Here is a 14,795-nt window from a genome sequence, read left to right on the forward strand (position 1 = left end):
GACACTTCAGGCTCCCAAGGGCGTCGGAATCGGTTCCCTTGAAGGTCGCGGATCCGGTGTGCGACATGGTGCGGGTGGCCGAAGATGGACATTGCTGAACAACCGCGTACACAGCAGGCCGGGGGCGACATGGGCGGCGTAGGAGACAGCCGGGGCGAGCCGAGGGGACGACGGTCCGCTCTGGCCGGACTGCAGGCTCGCCTGGCCGATGGTCTTGCGACGTCCGGATTGGACGTGACGCAGTTGGCCAGGCGTACCGAGCTGGGGCGCACGACGGTGAGCAACGCCCTGAACCAGCCGCGGGTCCCCTCAGCGAAGACCGTCGCCGCAATGGCAGGGGTGCTGGGTCTCGACCAGAAGCAGTTACTGGAGTTGCGCCGGCAGGCCGCCGCTGAACGGGACGAACCGAATGACCCCCGCTCGCCGGAGCGGGAGGGGATCGCCGGGCCTCCGGACCCCGCAGTCGAGGACGGGGCCCTGCCGGAGGCGGCGCCGGCCCTCCACGGGCGTACCGGGCCGGTGACATTGCCCCCGCTGACGAAGGAGTTCACCGGGCGCGACGGGGAACTGCGGGACCTTCTCCACCGGCTCGAGCCCGTCGCGTCGGGCTGCGAGCCGGCCGAAATTCGCGGCGGCACGGCCGCTCCGGCGACGGTCGTGGTCTCGGCGGTGGCGGGCATGGCCGGGGTCGGCAAGACCGCCCTCGCCCTGCAGGCCGCCCACCAGGCGCGTCTGCATGGCTGGTTCCCCGGAGGCATCCTCTTCGCCAACCTGTACGGCTACAGTCATGGCTGGTTCCCCGGAGGCACCATGTCGGCATCGCGCTGAGCGGGATGGGCCGGACGGACGAGGCCATCGCCACCTACACGCGCGCCAGCGGGATACTCGCTCTCTTGAGTGACCAGCCCCACCTGATGGCCTCGGTCGTCGGCAACCTCGGCGCGGCACTGCGGGAAGCGGGCAGGTATGAGGAGGCCATCACGGCCCACAGTCGGGCCGCTGAGACCTTCCGCCTCATTCGCGACGAGGCCGAAGAGGGTTCGGCCCTTACCAGCCTCGGGGGCGTTCTGCAGCATGTGGGCAGGTACGAGGAGGCCATCGCGGCCCACAGCCGGGCCGTTCGTATCCACGCGCGCCTCGATGATCCGCACCGCGAAGCTGCCGCGCTGAACAACCTCGGTGGGGCGTGGCAGCTTACGGGGCGCACGGAGGAGGCCATGGGCAGCCTCACCCGGGCCGCGGAGATATTCCGGGTACTCGGCGACCAGTACGGCGAAGCCCTGGCTCTGATCAACCTCGGCGAGGCCTTGCAGCAGACGGACCGGACCCAGGAGGCCGTCGGCACCCTCACCCGGGCCGCCCGACTCTTCAAGCAGTTCGACGCCCATGGCTACGAGGCGCGGGCATCCCATGCCCTCGGAGAGGCGCTGCTGGCGCGCGGCAGTGCCGAAGAAGCTGTCACCGTCCTCTCCCGGACGGCTGACCTCTGCCGCGGGTTGGGCGACCACGGCAATGAAGCCACGACCCTGCTGAGTTTGGCAGCCGCCCTCGAGGAGGCGGACCGGCCGGACGCTGCTGCCAACAGGTACGCGCAGGCCGCCACGGCCTTCGAGCGGGCCGGTGACAACCCTGGCAAGGGCTGGGCGCTGACCAACTACGCGGGTGCGCTGCTCCTGGCGGGCAGGACAGGGGAGGCACTGCCGGCGGCGGAATCGGCGCTGGAGCACAACCGGCGCGTGGTCTCGGACGAACCCGTCGCGTACACGCATGTCCTGGCGCATTCCCTCAGGCTTCTTGCATGGCTGCGTGAGGAAGAGCAGCAGAACCTCCCCGGGAGTCTGTCGGCAGCGCGGGAAGCAGCCGAGCTCTTGACCCCGCTGGCCTCGACGCACCCCGAGAGCTACGCCCCCTCCTTGCGAGCGGCGCTCGAACAGTGGGCGCACGTGCTGGACGTGCTCCACCGTACGGGGGAGGCCGAGGAGGTACGCCGCCGACTGGAGAAGATGGACCACGGCCAGGCCTGAGCTCGTGCTGTCGGGCGCGAGCTGAGGTGCGCGGCGGAGGAGCTCGGCATCCGACCTCGACCAGGCTGCGGCGGCGGGCCGCGTGGACCCCCCTCAGCCACCTCCTCCTGGCCACCCCGCGGTCATCACGACGGAGAGGGGAACGGGGACGAGGAACGCGCCATCACCACCGCAGATGCAGAACTTCCACCAGGGCGGCGCCGGCCAACGGCACGAGAGGTACCGCGCCCAAGGGCCGGTGACGGCACCACACGCCCACCGCACCGAGGCGAGTTCCGGTGCCGGGCCAGGGAATCACCCGCCGCTCCGGGACCTCGGCCCGAAGCAAGCCGCACCCCTGGGCGGAGGGGCGCGGGATCATCCCGACGACGCTGGCCGGACCGTGAGACGGTGGGCCAGCAGCGACAGCGGAACAGTGGCGATCCAGCTATACATGGCGGCGAGCGGGGACCAGAACGCGATCGCCACCGACAGCAGAAACACCAAGGCCTGCGCCGGCAGGGCGACACTGCGCCAGGACGCGTGCCGGTGGCGCCGGGCGATGTGCAGCTCCGCCGCGTACAGCACCAGCGCCGCCGCCCCGATGACCGCCCCGTACAAGGCTGGGCCGAGGGGCCGGTAGGAGTAGTCCTCCAGGACGCGCGTCGGGAACGGAATCAGGGAGACCAGGATCAGGAACGCGACGTTCAGCCAGAACAAACCGCCGTCCACCGACTCGGCCTCCCGCAGCGCGGCCTGGTGGGCCCGCCAGAACAGCGCGATCACGACCGCGCTCAGCAAGAACGCACCGACCTGGGACAGGACGTCGTCCAGGGCCTCGTGCAGCGCCTCACCACCCAGCCCTCCCGGGAGCTTGACATCCAGCACCAGCAGGGTCATGGCGATCGCCACCACGCCGTCCGTCAGGGCGAGGATCCTGTGCTTGGGCATCCGGTCCGCCATCATTCCTGGCGCCGGTTGCCCGTGACCGTTGTTCACGCACCCGTCGTAGCATCTGCCCGCCCGGGAGCCCACCGCCGCCGGTGCGTGTCGCGCGTCCCCGTCGTCCATCGCCGGCGGCCGGCGCCAGGGTTTCGTGGCGGCTTCGCGCCGGTCGACGCGCTCGTAGACCGAGCGGGATCCTCGTACGGGGCCGAAAGGGCCCCGACGTACGGCTCCATTCCGGGCAGACCGGCCTGCAAGCTCCTCGCCATGCAACGCCTTCGCGCCCGCCGGTCCCGACCCCGTCGGCCGGCTCGGCAGCGGAAGATCGACCTGTGCGAGAGCGCCCTGCCCACCCGGGTCGACAAGCAGGGTCACGCCTGCCCCGGCACGGCACGGTCACCGCGGCACCGATCCGACTGCGACTTCATTCCGCAACCCCTACGACTGGTCTCAGGCGCCGGTCCGCCCGTCGACGAGCTCGCGTACGACATCGAGGTGGCCGTTGTGGCGGGACGTCTCCTCGATGAGGTGGAGGAGCACCCACCGGAGGTCGACGTGGCGGCCGTCGCGGATGGGGCGCTTGGCCGTCGCGTTCAGCTCGTGGTCGGACACCAGGCGACGGTAGCGGGCGCTCTGCTCCTCGTACTCGGCGAGAAGCTGGGACAGCGGGATGTCGACCGCTGTCCGCATCTCAGGGTCCGGATCGTCGTCGGTCGCCTCGGCGAGCGGCCCCGCGAGCTCCTCACCCAGAAAGACCACGTCGAACCAGTAGTGCTCGACCCACCGCACATGGCTGATCAGTCCGCACATCGTCATCAGTGGTGAACTGGGGAGCGGGGCCTTGCGGGCGTCTTCGGCGGACACGCCCTCACACTTGGCCCGCGCGGTGTCACGGGCGTAGTCGAGGAAGGTCACTAGCTGCGTACGCTCGTCCCACGCGGGAGGCGTGTCGGTTCGTTGAGTCATCGCGAGGAGTGTGGCGCGGCTCGGCACGAGTGTCGACCGAATTCATCGGAGAAAGCAGCCGGAGGGGGCCGGACCATGTCCGGACAGGCCGGAGTGTGTCTAGAACGGCGGGTCCTCAATGCTCCCCCCGCTGTCATCCGTACCGCCGCACTCGCCGACGCAACTGCCACCGTACTCCTGCTCGCTGCCACGGATGCCCCACCGCTGCTTCAGCGCCTCCCGTTGGGCAGGGACACCGGGGATCGCGGCGAGTGCTTCAAGGGGGCGGCCTTGCCGGATCAGCAGCTCGGCCAGTTGTGTGGCGTGGTGATGAGCACGGGACCGAAGCAGGTCGATGGCCTCGTTCGAGCGCCCGTCCTGGGCCAGCAACCAGGCCAAGGTCGCGTCCCGTTCTTCGGGCTCGAGCCCGGGTGTCGCCTCGATCTCCGCGATGGCTTCACGACAACGGCCCGACTCTCCCATCAGCGACCAGCGGTTGGACGGAATCCAGTGCGCGCTCTCCTCCAGGAACTCCGGACTGCGCTCCTCCAGCAGTCGCAGGGCCTGTTCGTGGCGTCCGTGCTCGGCGAGCACGGTCACTGCCGCCTGCAGAAGGCCGTTCCAGCGGTCCTCGAACGTGGGCCGCACCGCCTCGACGGCGTCGTCGAGGCGGCCCTGACGGACGAGCAGTTCCATGAGCAGAACCTGGTAGTTGCCCGGACAGTGGTCGGTGGCGATGTGCTCGCGCAGCAGCGTCTCGGCCTGCTCGGCCCGCGCCGTTTCCTCCAGGACCCTCACCAAGGGCTCGAAAGCAGCGTACTCAGGACCGCCGGTCGCCAACTGCCACAGCTCCTCGACGCGCCCGTGCCGCGCAAGGAGCCTCGCGTAGTACGTGGTCGTGAGCTCGAGGCCGGACCGGCGTGCGGCCACGTCGGAGCCGAGAACCGTGATCGCTTCTTCCACGCGTCCGGACCTCTCCAGGACACTCGCCTGGAGAGCAAGGGCCGTCCCGAGAGTCGAGCGTCGACCTTCTGCGTGCATCCGCCGGGCCTCTTCAGCGAGCGGTGTGATCAGTCGAAGGACCTGCTCGTCCCGGCCCTGTCCCTCGGTCATCTCCACCAGGAACGACAGCAGCCGATCGTCCCGCAGGTGCGGTACGAGCACCTCTATCGCCGCATCGACCCGCCCCGCCCGCGCCAGTACTTCCGCGTGGACCCGGCACGCCTCGCCGAGCTTATGCGTCACTCCGTCCGGGTGCGCCAGGGCCAACGCCTCCGGAAACCGGTTCATTTTCAGCAGGATGTCGGCGCCGGCGGAAATCGCAGGCAGCCCCCCAGTACCCGCGAACGGCTGCATCACCGCCCAGGCCCGCTCGGCTTCCCCCACCATGAGCAGTTCCCGTACCGCGCCCTGTGCGCAGAACCAGTCCCCGCGCTCGCCCGCTGTCCGCACCACCAGGTCCAGGTGTCCGTGTTCGAGGAGCAGGTCCACGACGCGTGGACTGACTCCTCCGACTGTCCGCCTGCCATTCAAGATCATCCACATTCACCGGAGCAGCGTATGTGGCCTCGTAGCCCGTCCGCGCGGCACCTTCTGCCATCGGTACGGCCGGCAGCCTACGCACCTGATCCGGTAGCCGAGTCGTGGTTCAGGTGCCGACGGAGGATCAGCCGCCGGCGGACAGCCTGTGCCACCAGTGACCGCACCCGTGCGAGCAATGGCGTTCGCGGCGTCGTGCGTCGGCGATCCCCAGCACCGCGATCAGCAGTCGGAACGCCTTTCGGCGTTCGCCGCGGGGAGTGAGAGAGGCGATTTTCCCCAGTTGCTCGTTGATCCGACCTTGTGTGATCAGCACCGCCGGCGTGTGCGTCGGGCGCAGACCGGCACGGTGGATGCTTTCCGGTCCGTCCTCGGCGGTGGCACGTGCCTGGACACAGTGGTGGCGCAGAAACAGCAGGGCCTCGGACTGCTCCTGTGGGTCGAGTGCGTCGAACCACGCGATGCCTTGTGACATCGGGCGGAGCCCCTGAGCCAGTTCATTGAGTATGACGTCGCGTTGGGTCATGCCTGTCTTCCGTCGTGCAAGCGGTGGTTCACCGCGGAGTCGAGTTCAGTGGAATCAGGCAACGAGAGCCCGCCCCGGCCGACTGGCCGGAAACAGACAGCTCCGGCACACGAAGCCGAGAATCGGTCGCCGGCCCACGTGATCCATGTGGTGCCGTGGGTGTCAGCAGATCCGCCGTACGCGGTGTACTCGGACGTGCAAACATGCTGCCCGCAGAGCCCCCCGTCGGCACCCGTTCTTCCTCCGCCCCCTGACCGGGTGCGCAGAGTGCGAACCGAAGCGCTCACACCCGCAACGCCCCCCGCTCGTCCGTAGCAGAATGGCAGCATGCTGATCAGAAAGGGCGATGCCACGTAGGCGCCCGAAGGCCGTCCGTGCTGAGCGGTGGCGGCCTCCCGGACATGTTGTCGTTCGGCGGATCCGGGGCGTTTCCGCGAGGACTCGTGCAGCCGTCCGCCGCGTAGAGGACGAGCGGATGTGGCCCGGTGCGGTTGCTGACGCGCTCGCCCGCTTCGAGTCGGCGTTCAGGCAACCCGGCCGTTGTCCGACGGCGTCCCGGGTATGGCAGCCCGGACTGGAGGTCGAGTATGCCCGCGACGATCTGGAAGAGGTCATGCTTCACCTCCCCCGCGGCGCACGGCGCGATCTCGGCCGACTGGTTGCCCGTATCGACGACGAGTTCGAGCGTCGTACTCTGCCGAATCCTGCGCCGGTGAACGCCTTCACCGTTGGCGGCTGGTGGTGGTCAAGGACCCGTGAGCGCTGACGACGCCGACGAGGCCCCGTGCACGTGATGCCGCTCAATCACCTGCCTGCTGTACGGGCGGGTCATCAATTGGCCCGTCCGCGTGCTCGACGAGCGCCCACGGCCGGCGAGGCGCGCGTTCCCGGCTGCCGGCTGCCTCCGCCGGCGTGGACGGGGTCCGGCAAAGACCCGCCCGGTGCGCAGCGAGAAGGGACCTGAAAAGGCCAGGGACACAGTCGGACCGATGGAGCCCACGCTGTCAGGAATTCTCGCGCAGGTCGCCCAGCGTGTCGCCGTAGAACCGGAACAGGCGCAGCCCCTCCGGCCCGTCGGTGCCCGTCCGGCGCAGGCGTTGCCAGCAGTCGGCGGTGAGGCGGCGTGCCCGGGCGCCGGGCCATGGCTGCGGCAGCAGTTCCGGGGGGAGCAGCGGGTCGGGTTCCATGGCTGTGGTGAACTCGGCCGCCAGTTCGACGGCCATGGCCAGGCGACCGGCCGCCACGCCCCCGGCACCGTCGGCCCCTTCCGGCGCGCTCAGCTCGGTCAGGCAGTGCCGCGCGAAGGCGGTGAGCCGTTCGTAGCGGGCGGCGATGTCCTTGAGGGGCCACAGTACGGCGGCAAGGGCGGCGGGTTCGGTGAGGGTGCCGATGCGCAGGTCGGTGCTGGTGAGGAAGGTCAGGGAGTCCAGGGCGCCCAGGTGGCGGGCGTGGCTCTCGACGATGTCGGTGACCGGGTTGGCGGTGACGTAGAGGCCGCCCTGGAGGGGGGCCGCGCCGAGGTGGAGAAGGGTGTCGCGCAGGGCGTCGCGGGTGGTGCGACGGGATTCGGGGATGGCGAAGGCGAACAGGTGCCAGACGCCGTCCCAGGGCGAGTGTCCGGCGTCCTGCCGATAGGCGTGGCGTACGTACGCCGCGTCCGGCACGAGGGCGCCGGCCGGGTCGGCGACGGCCCGCAGCACGGCCCTGCGCCCCCGGCCGTCCTGGGTGAACCGGCCGTCGGCAACCAGGCGTTTGACACACAGCCGCACCTGCTGGTCGGACATGCCCAGCAGGCCCGCGACGCTGTACAGCTCACCGGCGTCCACGGTGCCGTCCTCCCGTACGAGTGCGTGCACCAGCAGCCGGGTGGGGACCTGCGGCCTGGGCGCGTGTTCCGTACGCGTACCGCTGACGGGGGCGCCGGGGGCGGTCACCGTGCACCCCCGCCGGCCCGGTCCGCCTCGGTGACGGGTCGGTACATGGTGGTCACGGCACCGAATCCCATCAGACGGCGCAGGTAGGGCGTCTGCTCGGTGTGCCGGGCGACGAAGCCGTGCCGTTCGTACAGGGCTCGGGCACGGGGGTTGGTGTCGATGACATCCAGGCGGATACGACGGCATCCGTTCTCGGCCGCGATGGCGGCGACCTCCTGCAACAGCAGGCTGCCGATCCCGCCGGCGCGGTGGCGCGCGTCCACCACGATGCCGTCCATGACGAGTTCCCCCTCCTTCGGGGTGCGTTCGAACAGGGCGAGGACGGCGAGCCGGGGCAGGCCGCGCAAGAGCCCGTAGGCGGACAGGACGTCCTTCACGTCGCCGCCGGTGAGCGCGCGGCCGCCGAGCTGGTAGCCCGCCACGCCCACCACGGTCCCGTCGGTGAGTGCGGTCACGCCCCGGTCGTGGTTCAGGTGCGCGGCGATGAAGGCCCGCCCGGTGTCCGGGGGGTTGAGGGCGGGGCCGAGTTTGCGGCCGAACGCCTCCCAGTACAGGGCGGCCACCTCCTTCTCGCTTCCCTCGGGCACACCGCGTCGGTACGCGACGGCCTGGGCCCGCCGGCCGCCCCCCGGTCGGTCCCGCGTCGTGGGGTGGTGCGGGTTCATGGGCTCCACGCGACTGCTCCCTCTCGTCGTCCCCGTTCCCTCCACTATCAACTATAGTACGTTCACTTTCAATACGAGCGTTCTTGAAACGATAGATCGGAGCGGTCCGGTGCTGAGACGACGACAGCGGGTCCGCGCGGGGCGCGGACGGCGGCGCCTGGTGTGGGGACTGGTCGGGGCCCTTGTGGTGGTGATTGGTCTCGGAGGCGTCGTGGTGTGGCAGAACACCTACGCCCTGCGGGAGGAGCGTGTGGTGCTGCGGCACCACGGCCATCGGCTGGAGGGAGTGCTGGCCCGCCCGCCGGCAGGCGACGGACCGTTCGGGCTGGTGGTCTTCGTGCACGGCGACGGGCGTGTGGACGCGACCCACGACACCTTCTACCGGCCCTTGTGGGAATCGTTCGCGCGGGCGGGTTACGCCTCGCTGTCGTTCAGCAAACCGGGCGTGGCGGGATCGGAGGGCGACTGGCTGGAGCAGAGCATGGACGACCGCGCCGCGGAGACCCTCGCCGCGGTCGCCTGGGCCCGGGCCCGTCCCGACATCGACGGCGATCGCATAGGGCTGTGGGGAGCGAGCCAGGCCGGATGGGTGCTGCCGAAGGTCGCCGCGAAGGACCGGCGTGTCCAGTTCGTCATCGCCGTCTCCCCGGCCGTCAACTGGCTCCGGCAGGGCCGCTACAACCTGCTCGCCGAACTCCGCGGGGAAGGCGCCGACCAACTTCGCATCGAGGAGGCCATGCGCCGCCGGGACACGACCCTGCGCCTGCTGCGGCGGGGTGCGTCCTACGAGGAGTACCGCGCGACGGTCGGTGACACCGGTGACATCACGCCCGGCCGGTGGCGGTTCATCACGAAGAACCACACCGCTGACGCGGTCGCCGACCTGCGCGCCATGCGGGGGACCCCCGTCCTGCTCGTGCTGGCCGGCCACGACGTGAACGTGGACGTCACGGAGACGGAGACCGTGTACCGCGAGATCCTCCCCGCCTCCACGCTGAGCGTCGAGCACTACGCCGACGCCACCCACTCGCTGGTGGACCACGACACCGAACGCTCACCGCTGCGGCTGGCAGCGACCGCCGTACTCGCACCACGGAAGCTCTACGCGGCGGGATTCCTCGACCGTCAGGCCCGTTTCCTGCGGCGGCACGGAGCGGGAGAGGGCCCCGGTCCCAAGCCGTCCGAAAACTGCTCCCCGCCGACCGGACCGGTCGTAGGTTGTCGGCATGGGGACCGTTGATGACATGGAGTTCCGCACTGCCCGGCCCGAGGACACCGAGGCCATCGAGGCACTCGACGGATCCTTCACCACCCGCACCGTCTTCCGCGTGACCGGCACCGAGCACGGGTTCACCCTCCAGGAGATCCCGGTGCACCCGCCCATCCGCAAAGTCTTCCCGGCGGACAACAGCGACGACGGGGACGGCTCCGCGGCCGAGGAGGACCCGGACAGCCGTACCTTCGTCGCCCTCGGCCCCGACGGCCGCCTGGCCGGCTTCGCCGCTGTCTCCTACGCCCCGTGGAACCGGCGACTGGTCATCGACGACCTCGAGGTCGCTCCGCCCTACCGGGGCCAGGGCGTCGGCCGTGCCCTGGTCGGCCACGCCGCCGAGTTCGCCCGCGAGCGAGGTGCCGGGCACATCTGGCTGGAAGTCACCAACATCAACGCACCGGCGATCCACGCCTACCGGCGGATGGGCTTCACCTTCTGCGGACTGGACACGACGCTCTACGCCGGCACCCCGTCCTCGGGCGAACACGCCCTCTACATGAGCAAGCCCTGCCCCTGAGACACCAGCGGGCGGCTGACACATCGTGACCGCATTCCCCAAGAGGGGACCCGACCGCCGGTCGGGCATCAACCGACGCCAACAGGCGCGAGGTGGGGAATCCGGTGATACCGCCCCCCACGCGCCGCCGTGAGACGTTCCTCCTTCGCGTGCCGTCCCGCCGCCCGCAGCCTGGGACGCCGCCCTGACGCCGTCCGGGCGGCGGAAGATGGCCGGTCTTGAGTGGTACGCCGCAGGACACCCGCTCCTACCATCACCGGATGGGGGGATGGCACATGGTGGTACGGACGGGGCGGCACGTCGCGCGCCCGGCGGCGGTGTCGGTGATCGCGCTGGTACTCGCGGCCTGTGGTCACGCGGACCGGGGCGCGTCGCAGCCCACCCTGAGGCCCTCCGTCACGGTGCAACCCGTACCGCCGTCGAGCGACGGCGCCAGTGCGGTCGGCGGTGCTCGGACGGATGAGCACTCCGGCATGGGCGACGAGTCCGGTACGGGGCAGGGCGCGAGCTCGCCAGGTGCTCCCGACGGGCTCTCCGGCGGCGGTTCGGGCGGACGGACGAGCAGCCCGTCCGGCAACTCCTCGACGAGCGGTGCAACAGGCGGCCCGTCGTACGGCGGTGACCCCGTGCCTCCCGTCCCTCTGCCCCCGACCACCGGCGGACCGCGGCCCGACCCGGTCGGTGGCATCGACCCCAGCGGTGGCGGCGACGGCGGCGGCGGTGACGTGGGAGGCACGAGCGAGGGCGGCACGAGCGAGGGCGGCACGAGCGAGGGAGGCGGCGACACACCGATCCCCAGTTGCCCTCCCGCGACCGGGTCGTCCCCCGGACCCTCCGGGTCGGACAGCCCCACCCCCTCACCCCCGGGTGACCCACCGCCTTCACCACCATCAAGCCCGTCGAACCCGCCCTGCCCCGGCCCCGGCGGCACCCCCGGCGAATCCGGCCCGGCCGGCGGATGACCGGACGCCCCACGGCCCGTTCCGCCCCCATCGGCGCCGGCAGGCCCCGCAACCCCCACCGCGAACGGCTCCGGCGCGCCCGTGTCACCGCGGCGCGGCGAACCGTCCCTCGCCTCCCCGCCGCATCCGGCGACGCGGCCACTCCCGTACCGCCCGCCCCCACCACGACCGGGCTCGTCGGCGCGGTGGCCGCGCAGGCCTCCCTCCTCGCCGCCGCCATGTTCTACCTCGGCGCGGTCTACCTCACCGCCTTCTACCACCACTTCCGGCTCGACGTCTTCACCCTCGGCATCGGTTTTCCCGAACTGGCCATCCAGGCACTGAATTTGGTACGCAGACCCGTCGTCATCGCCGTCACTGTCATCGCGTACGCGGCCCTCCGCCCCGGCGTGATGACGGGACTTCCCTGGCCCGCGTCCGTCTCCCGCCTCCTGCGCCGTGCCGGCGGGTGGGTCCGTCATGCCGATCTGCTGCTGATGCCCGCCGGCCTTCTCGCCCTCGTCCTGTGGCAGTGGTCCCACCCCTACGGCTGGGCGGCGGCACTGGCGCTGGCGCTGGGCGTCACCCTCGCGCACCGGCGGGCCGTCGGCCGCCGGGACGGCCGTGCCGCCGGCCCCGCGGGCAGAGCGGTGGCAACGTCGGTCACCGCACTTCTGATCATGTGGGCGGTGACGCTGGCCGCCAACGACCTGGGAGTGTCCGAAGCACGTCTGACGGGCCGGCACGTCGTCAGCCGTACGGCCGTCGTCGTACTGTCCACCGAGCGCCTCAGCCTTGCGGGCCCGGGGCTACGCGTCGAAGACCTCGGCAAGGACGCGCACTTCCGCTACCGGTACACGGGCCTGCGGCGGCTCATCGAACGGGGCGGCCGGTACTACCTGCTGGCAACGGGCTGGACGCACGCCACCGGTACGACGTACGTGATCGACGTCCGTGACGGCATCCGCGTGGAGCTGATGCCCGGCACCCGGTGACCACCGGTGCACCCAGACAGCCGGCGGGGGTGCCCCGCCAGGCCGACCAGCCCGGCCGGCGGGTCGCCGTTTCTGGGACCGCGTGGTCGTCACCTCGCGGCCCAGCCATCGCATCAGCGGTTCAGGCGCCCGTCTTGTGGTTGATCCGGAAGGTGATGACGTCCACTCCGTCGGTTCCCACCAGATCGGGGTAGTGGCCCTGGAGGACTTCCCGGAGCCGGGCCGCGGTCGTCAACCCCTCGGCCTGCGCGTCCTGGTCGGTGAGGTCGCTGACCAGGCAGTGCCTGATGCCCGTCACCTCCGCCGGCAGGACGACTTCAGGGTCGCTCTCGAATACCAGTCTCGCCGGGCCGAGCTGCGCCGGGTCCCGGAAGCGGGTGGTCTTGGTCTTGACGCCGGAGCGGACGGCTTCGAGGTAGCGGGGGTTGAACCGGATGATCGGGGGACCAGCCGCCTCGGGATCCCGGTAGAGCGATGGGTCGAGACCGTTCATGCCCGCCTCCGGGGTCCACCGCTGAGCGAGCGGCATCAGATCGGCGGCGAGCACGGACCTCAGACCCGCGGGGGTGGGCACGATGACGCGCATGGTGGGGTAGTGGTCCACGAAGACCTGACGGTCGCGCCCGCACGGGCCGATGACCCCGCGCCCGTGGTTACCCACGGCGACGATGCAGCGCATCTGGCGGGCGCCCTGGGCTCGTGCGGCTCCCAGCGCCACGAGTTCGGCGCACGGCCCGCCGGTGAAGTGGTAGAGGTTCACACCGGCGAACATCCGGTAGTCGGCCGCCATGACCGCGGCGCCCACCGTGTGGATCCCGTCCTCGTCGGGCCCGGCGTCGGTATGCGCGTCTATGGTGCGGCGTGCCAGCTCCACGAGCTCACGCTCGTCGTCATCGAGAGCTCGCGCGGATGACGGGACGTACACCTCTTCGACCTTCCTTCCCTCACCGGTCGCCCAAGATCATTCCACGGCCCGCAGGCCGGCTCCACAGGGTTTCGGCCGACTCCGGCCACACCCCGACGGCGGTGACGGTGAGGCGGCGCGCCGTTCGACGCACTGGCGGCGAACGCGTCGAGCGAGGGCTCGGACCGAGGCGGTCGAGAACGCGGCCACCCCCGGCGAGGTCGACCTGAACGAGCAGCTCCAGAAGCCGCTGAAAGGCTCGGGCGCGTAGCGACGGGGTGGGGCACTCCCGCTCACCGCGCGGCTCGCGCACCGGCGCATGGTGGCTGAGGCGAGGGGTCTCCCACCGGTGACCTGGGACAAGACGTGGGGCGACCGGATGTTGGAAGACGCTCCGGAGGGAACGCCCGCCCGCAGCCGATCCAGGCCGCATCGCCGGAATCCTCCTGCCGCACCGGAGAAGAAGCCCGACGATCTCCGCATCCGCACGGTCATGGCCCGGATGGGCGCGATCGAGTCCACCCCGCACCTTGCCAACCTGAAGTGAACCGGAGAAGGTCAACGGGCTGCGAATGCCGCACAGTTGGTTCCTCTGCAGGCCGCGGTCCGGTCCTCCATGCTGCCGACCCGCTACCAGGTCGCAACCGCCTGCCCCGGCCTGCGCCCCCCGTCGTGCGGGCCCGTCCACGTACGCCGCCGTCAGCGCCCGGCCCTCGGTGCCGCGACGCCGCCCGGTCCCGGTCCCGGATCGGCCCCCTCGCGTCTCCCGGGCAGGTGCCGGCCCCGCCGGGGCGGCGGAGCGCGGTGCGTCGCGGCTACGACAGTGCCAGCCCGGCCATGGTCCGTGCCTCGCGCGTTTGCCCGGGGAGCGCGGTGGAAGAGTTGACCCCGACGACCGGCCGGCCGAGTCGCCGGCCGGATGGCCGATCCTGCTCGACGCCCTGAACGGAAACAGGAGCCCGCCATTGCGCATCTACGCCCAGACTCCCGCCCGCCGGAACCGCCAGGTGCTCGCGGACCTGACCGCCGTGGCCCTGATCGCCCTCACGGTGTGGGCGGCGCTCTGCATCCGCGACAGGATCATGCTGCTGGCTGAGCCGGGGCGGAAGGTCGAGAGCTCCGGAGACGGCCTCGCCGAAGAGCTCGGCAACGCCGCGGACGCCGCGTCGGACGTACCGCTCGTCGGCGGTGTCCTGAACAAGCCGCTCCAGTCCGCGGCCGACGCCAGTACCGGCTTCGCCGACGCCGGCGCATCGTTCCAGGAGACCGTCACCCAGGTCGCCGACCTGACGACGGCGGCTCTCCTCGTCGTCCTCGTGCTCCTGATCCTGATCTTCTGGCTGCCCCCGCGCCTTCTCTGGATGCGCCGCAGCCTGATCGTCCGCCGGCTGGCCGACGCGCCGGGCGGCGCCGACCTGCTTGCGCTGCGCGCCCTCACCGGCCCGCCGGCCGCCCTGGTCAAGCTGCCCGCCCCGCCCGGCGGGTTCGCCGACGCCTGGCGTCGCGGCGACCAGGAGGTCATCGCCGCCCTCGGCGCGGCCGCCCTCGCACACGCCGGCCTGCGTCCCTGACGTACGCCTCCCACGGCGCGGGACGGCCAACGGACGG

General features: G+C 71.2%; 15 protein-coding genes. 8 read left to right on the forward strand and 7 right to left on the reverse strand.

The features are described from left to right. The first annotated feature begins 84 nt into the window (after window positions 1-84). Both E2B92_RS34020 and E2B92_RS30610 read left to right on the forward strand, forming a co-directional pair. The gene (locus E2B92_RS34020; protein ID WP_126884561.1) at window positions 85-828 is read left to right on the forward strand and encodes a helix-turn-helix domain-containing protein; all 744 of its coding nucleotides are present in this window, start codon (window positions 85-87) and stop codon (window positions 826-828) included. A gap of 65 nt (window positions 829-893) precedes the next feature. Next, a complete protein-coding gene (locus tag E2B92_RS30610; RefSeq protein ID WP_327437505.1) occupies window positions 894-2,024 on the forward strand; it encodes a tetratricopeptide repeat protein in 1,131 nt (376 codons plus the stop codon). A gap of 357 nt (window positions 2,025-2,381) precedes the next feature. Here the strand turns inward: E2B92_RS30610 and E2B92_RS30615 are convergent, their stop codons facing one another. The 4 genes from E2B92_RS30615 to E2B92_RS30630 all read right to left on the reverse strand — a co-directional run bounded on the left by E2B92_RS30615 (window position 2,382) and on the right by E2B92_RS30630 (window position 5,958). After that, entirely contained in the window at window positions 2,382-2,954 is a 573-nt protein-coding gene (locus E2B92_RS30615) for a TMEM175 family protein (protein ID WP_160159804.1), read from the reverse strand. A 444-nt stretch (window positions 2,955-3,398) separates the two neighbouring features. Next, window positions 3,399-3,914: a DinB family protein gene (locus tag E2B92_RS30620; protein WP_126884564.1), complete on the reverse strand. Its 516-nt coding sequence runs from the start codon at window positions 3,912-3,914 to the stop codon at window positions 3,399-3,401. Window positions 3,915-4,013: 99 nt separating this feature from the next. Next, a complete protein-coding gene (locus E2B92_RS30625) occupies window positions 4,014-5,384 on the reverse strand; it encodes a hypothetical protein (protein WP_160159805.1) in 1,371 nt (456 codons plus the stop codon). 175 nt (window positions 5,385-5,559) lie between these two features. Beyond that, window positions 5,560-5,958: a DUF5958 family protein gene (locus E2B92_RS30630; RefSeq protein ID WP_126884566.1), complete on the reverse strand. Its 399-nt coding sequence runs from the start codon at window positions 5,956-5,958 to the stop codon at window positions 5,560-5,562. Between the two features lie 475 nt (window positions 5,959-6,433). On the opposite strand from E2B92_RS30630, the gene E2B92_RS30635 reads away from it, so the two are divergent. Continuing rightward, window positions 6,434-6,724: a hypothetical protein gene (locus E2B92_RS30635; RefSeq protein WP_126884567.1), complete on the forward strand. Its 291-nt coding sequence runs from the start codon at window positions 6,434-6,436 to the stop codon at window positions 6,722-6,724. Between the two features lie 238 nt (window positions 6,725-6,962). On the opposite strand, the gene E2B92_RS30640 is transcribed toward E2B92_RS30635, so the two are convergent. Together E2B92_RS30640 and E2B92_RS30645 are read right to left on the reverse strand one after the other, a co-directional pair. Next, complete coding sequence (locus E2B92_RS30640) at window positions 6,963-7,892, reverse strand: PaaX family transcriptional regulator C-terminal domain-containing protein (RefSeq protein WP_235024053.1); 930 nt, start codon at window positions 7,890-7,892, stop codon at window positions 6,963-6,965. Next, entirely contained in the window at window positions 7,889-8,557 is a 669-nt protein-coding gene (locus tag E2B92_RS30645; RefSeq protein ID WP_126884574.1) for a GNAT family N-acetyltransferase, read from the reverse strand. Before E2B92_RS30645 ends, E2B92_RS30640 begins: the two co-directional genes overlap by 4 nt. A 190-nt stretch (window positions 8,558-8,747) precedes the next feature. On the opposite strand from E2B92_RS30645, the gene E2B92_RS30650 reads away from it, so the two are divergent. From E2B92_RS30650 to E2B92_RS30660, 3 genes are all read left to right on the forward strand, one after another. Continuing rightward, window positions 8,748-9,797 (forward strand): alpha/beta hydrolase family protein, encoded by a 1,050-nt coding sequence (locus E2B92_RS30650; protein ID WP_235024055.1) that lies wholly within the window; start codon window positions 8,748-8,750, stop codon window positions 9,795-9,797. Continuing rightward, window positions 9,784-10,347: a GNAT family N-acetyltransferase gene (locus tag E2B92_RS30655; RefSeq protein WP_126884569.1), complete on the forward strand. Its 564-nt coding sequence runs from the start codon at window positions 9,784-9,786 to the stop codon at window positions 10,345-10,347. The genes E2B92_RS30650 and E2B92_RS30655 overlap by 14 nt, the downstream gene beginning before the upstream one ends. Before the next feature lie 958 nt (window positions 10,348-11,305). Further along, a complete protein-coding gene (locus tag E2B92_RS30660; RefSeq protein WP_235024056.1) occupies window positions 11,306-12,283 on the forward strand; it encodes a hypothetical protein in 978 nt (325 codons plus the stop codon). Between the two features lie 121 nt (window positions 12,284-12,404). Here E2B92_RS30660 and E2B92_RS30665 read toward each other — a convergent pair whose 3' ends face one another. Beyond that, window positions 12,405-13,157: an ASCH domain-containing protein gene (locus E2B92_RS30665; RefSeq protein WP_200836985.1), complete on the reverse strand. Its 753-nt coding sequence runs from the start codon at window positions 13,155-13,157 to the stop codon at window positions 12,405-12,407. Window positions 13,158-13,536: 379 nt separating this feature from the next. Between E2B92_RS30665 and E2B92_RS30670 the strand changes: the two genes are divergently transcribed. Both E2B92_RS30670 and E2B92_RS30675 read left to right on the forward strand, forming a co-directional pair. Next, window positions 13,537-13,734 (forward strand): hypothetical protein, encoded by a 198-nt coding sequence (locus E2B92_RS30670; protein ID WP_126884827.1) that lies wholly within the window; start codon window positions 13,537-13,539, stop codon window positions 13,732-13,734. Between the two features lie 418 nt (window positions 13,735-14,152). Next, window positions 14,153-14,758, forward strand: a complete 606-nt coding sequence (locus E2B92_RS30675) for a hypothetical protein (protein ID WP_126884828.1) — start codon at window positions 14,153-14,155, stop codon at window positions 14,756-14,758. Window positions 14,759-14,795: the final 37 nt, after the last annotated feature.

The sequence above is a fragment of the Streptomyces sp. WAC05374 genome (genome assembly GCF_004353505.1).
Classification (GTDB): Bacteria; Actinomycetota; Actinomycetes; order Streptomycetales; family Streptomycetaceae; genus Streptomyces.

Bases quoted from the DNA above. Each gene is read 5' to 3' on its own strand.
- E2B92_RS30615 (WP_160159804.1), bottom strand. From the start codon at position 2,954: ATGCCCAAGCACAGGATCCTCGCCCTGACGGACGGCGTGGTGGCGATC.
- E2B92_RS30630 (WP_126884566.1), bottom strand. From the start codon at position 5,958: ATGACCCAACGCGACGTCATACTCAATGAACTGGCTCAGGGGCTCCGC.
- E2B92_RS30655 (WP_126884569.1), top strand. From the start codon at position 9,784: ATGGGGACCGTTGATGACATGGAGTTCCGCACTGCCCGGCCCGAGGAC.
- E2B92_RS30635 (WP_126884567.1), top strand. From the start codon at position 6,434: ATGTGGCCCGGTGCGGTTGCTGACGCGCTCGCCCGCTTCGAGTCGGCG.
- E2B92_RS30645 (WP_126884574.1), bottom strand. From the start codon at position 8,557: ATGAACCCGCACCACCCCACGACGCGGGACCGACCGGGGGGCGGCCGG.
- E2B92_RS30660 (WP_235024056.1), top strand. From the start codon at position 11,306: ATGACCGGACGCCCCACGGCCCGTTCCGCCCCCATCGGCGCCGGCAGG.
- E2B92_RS30620 (WP_126884564.1), bottom strand. From the start codon at position 3,914: ATGACTCAACGAACCGACACGCCTCCCGCGTGGGACGAGCGTACGCAG.
- E2B92_RS34020 (WP_126884561.1), top strand. From the start codon at position 85: ATGGACATTGCTGAACAACCGCGTACACAGCAGGCCGGGGGCGACATG.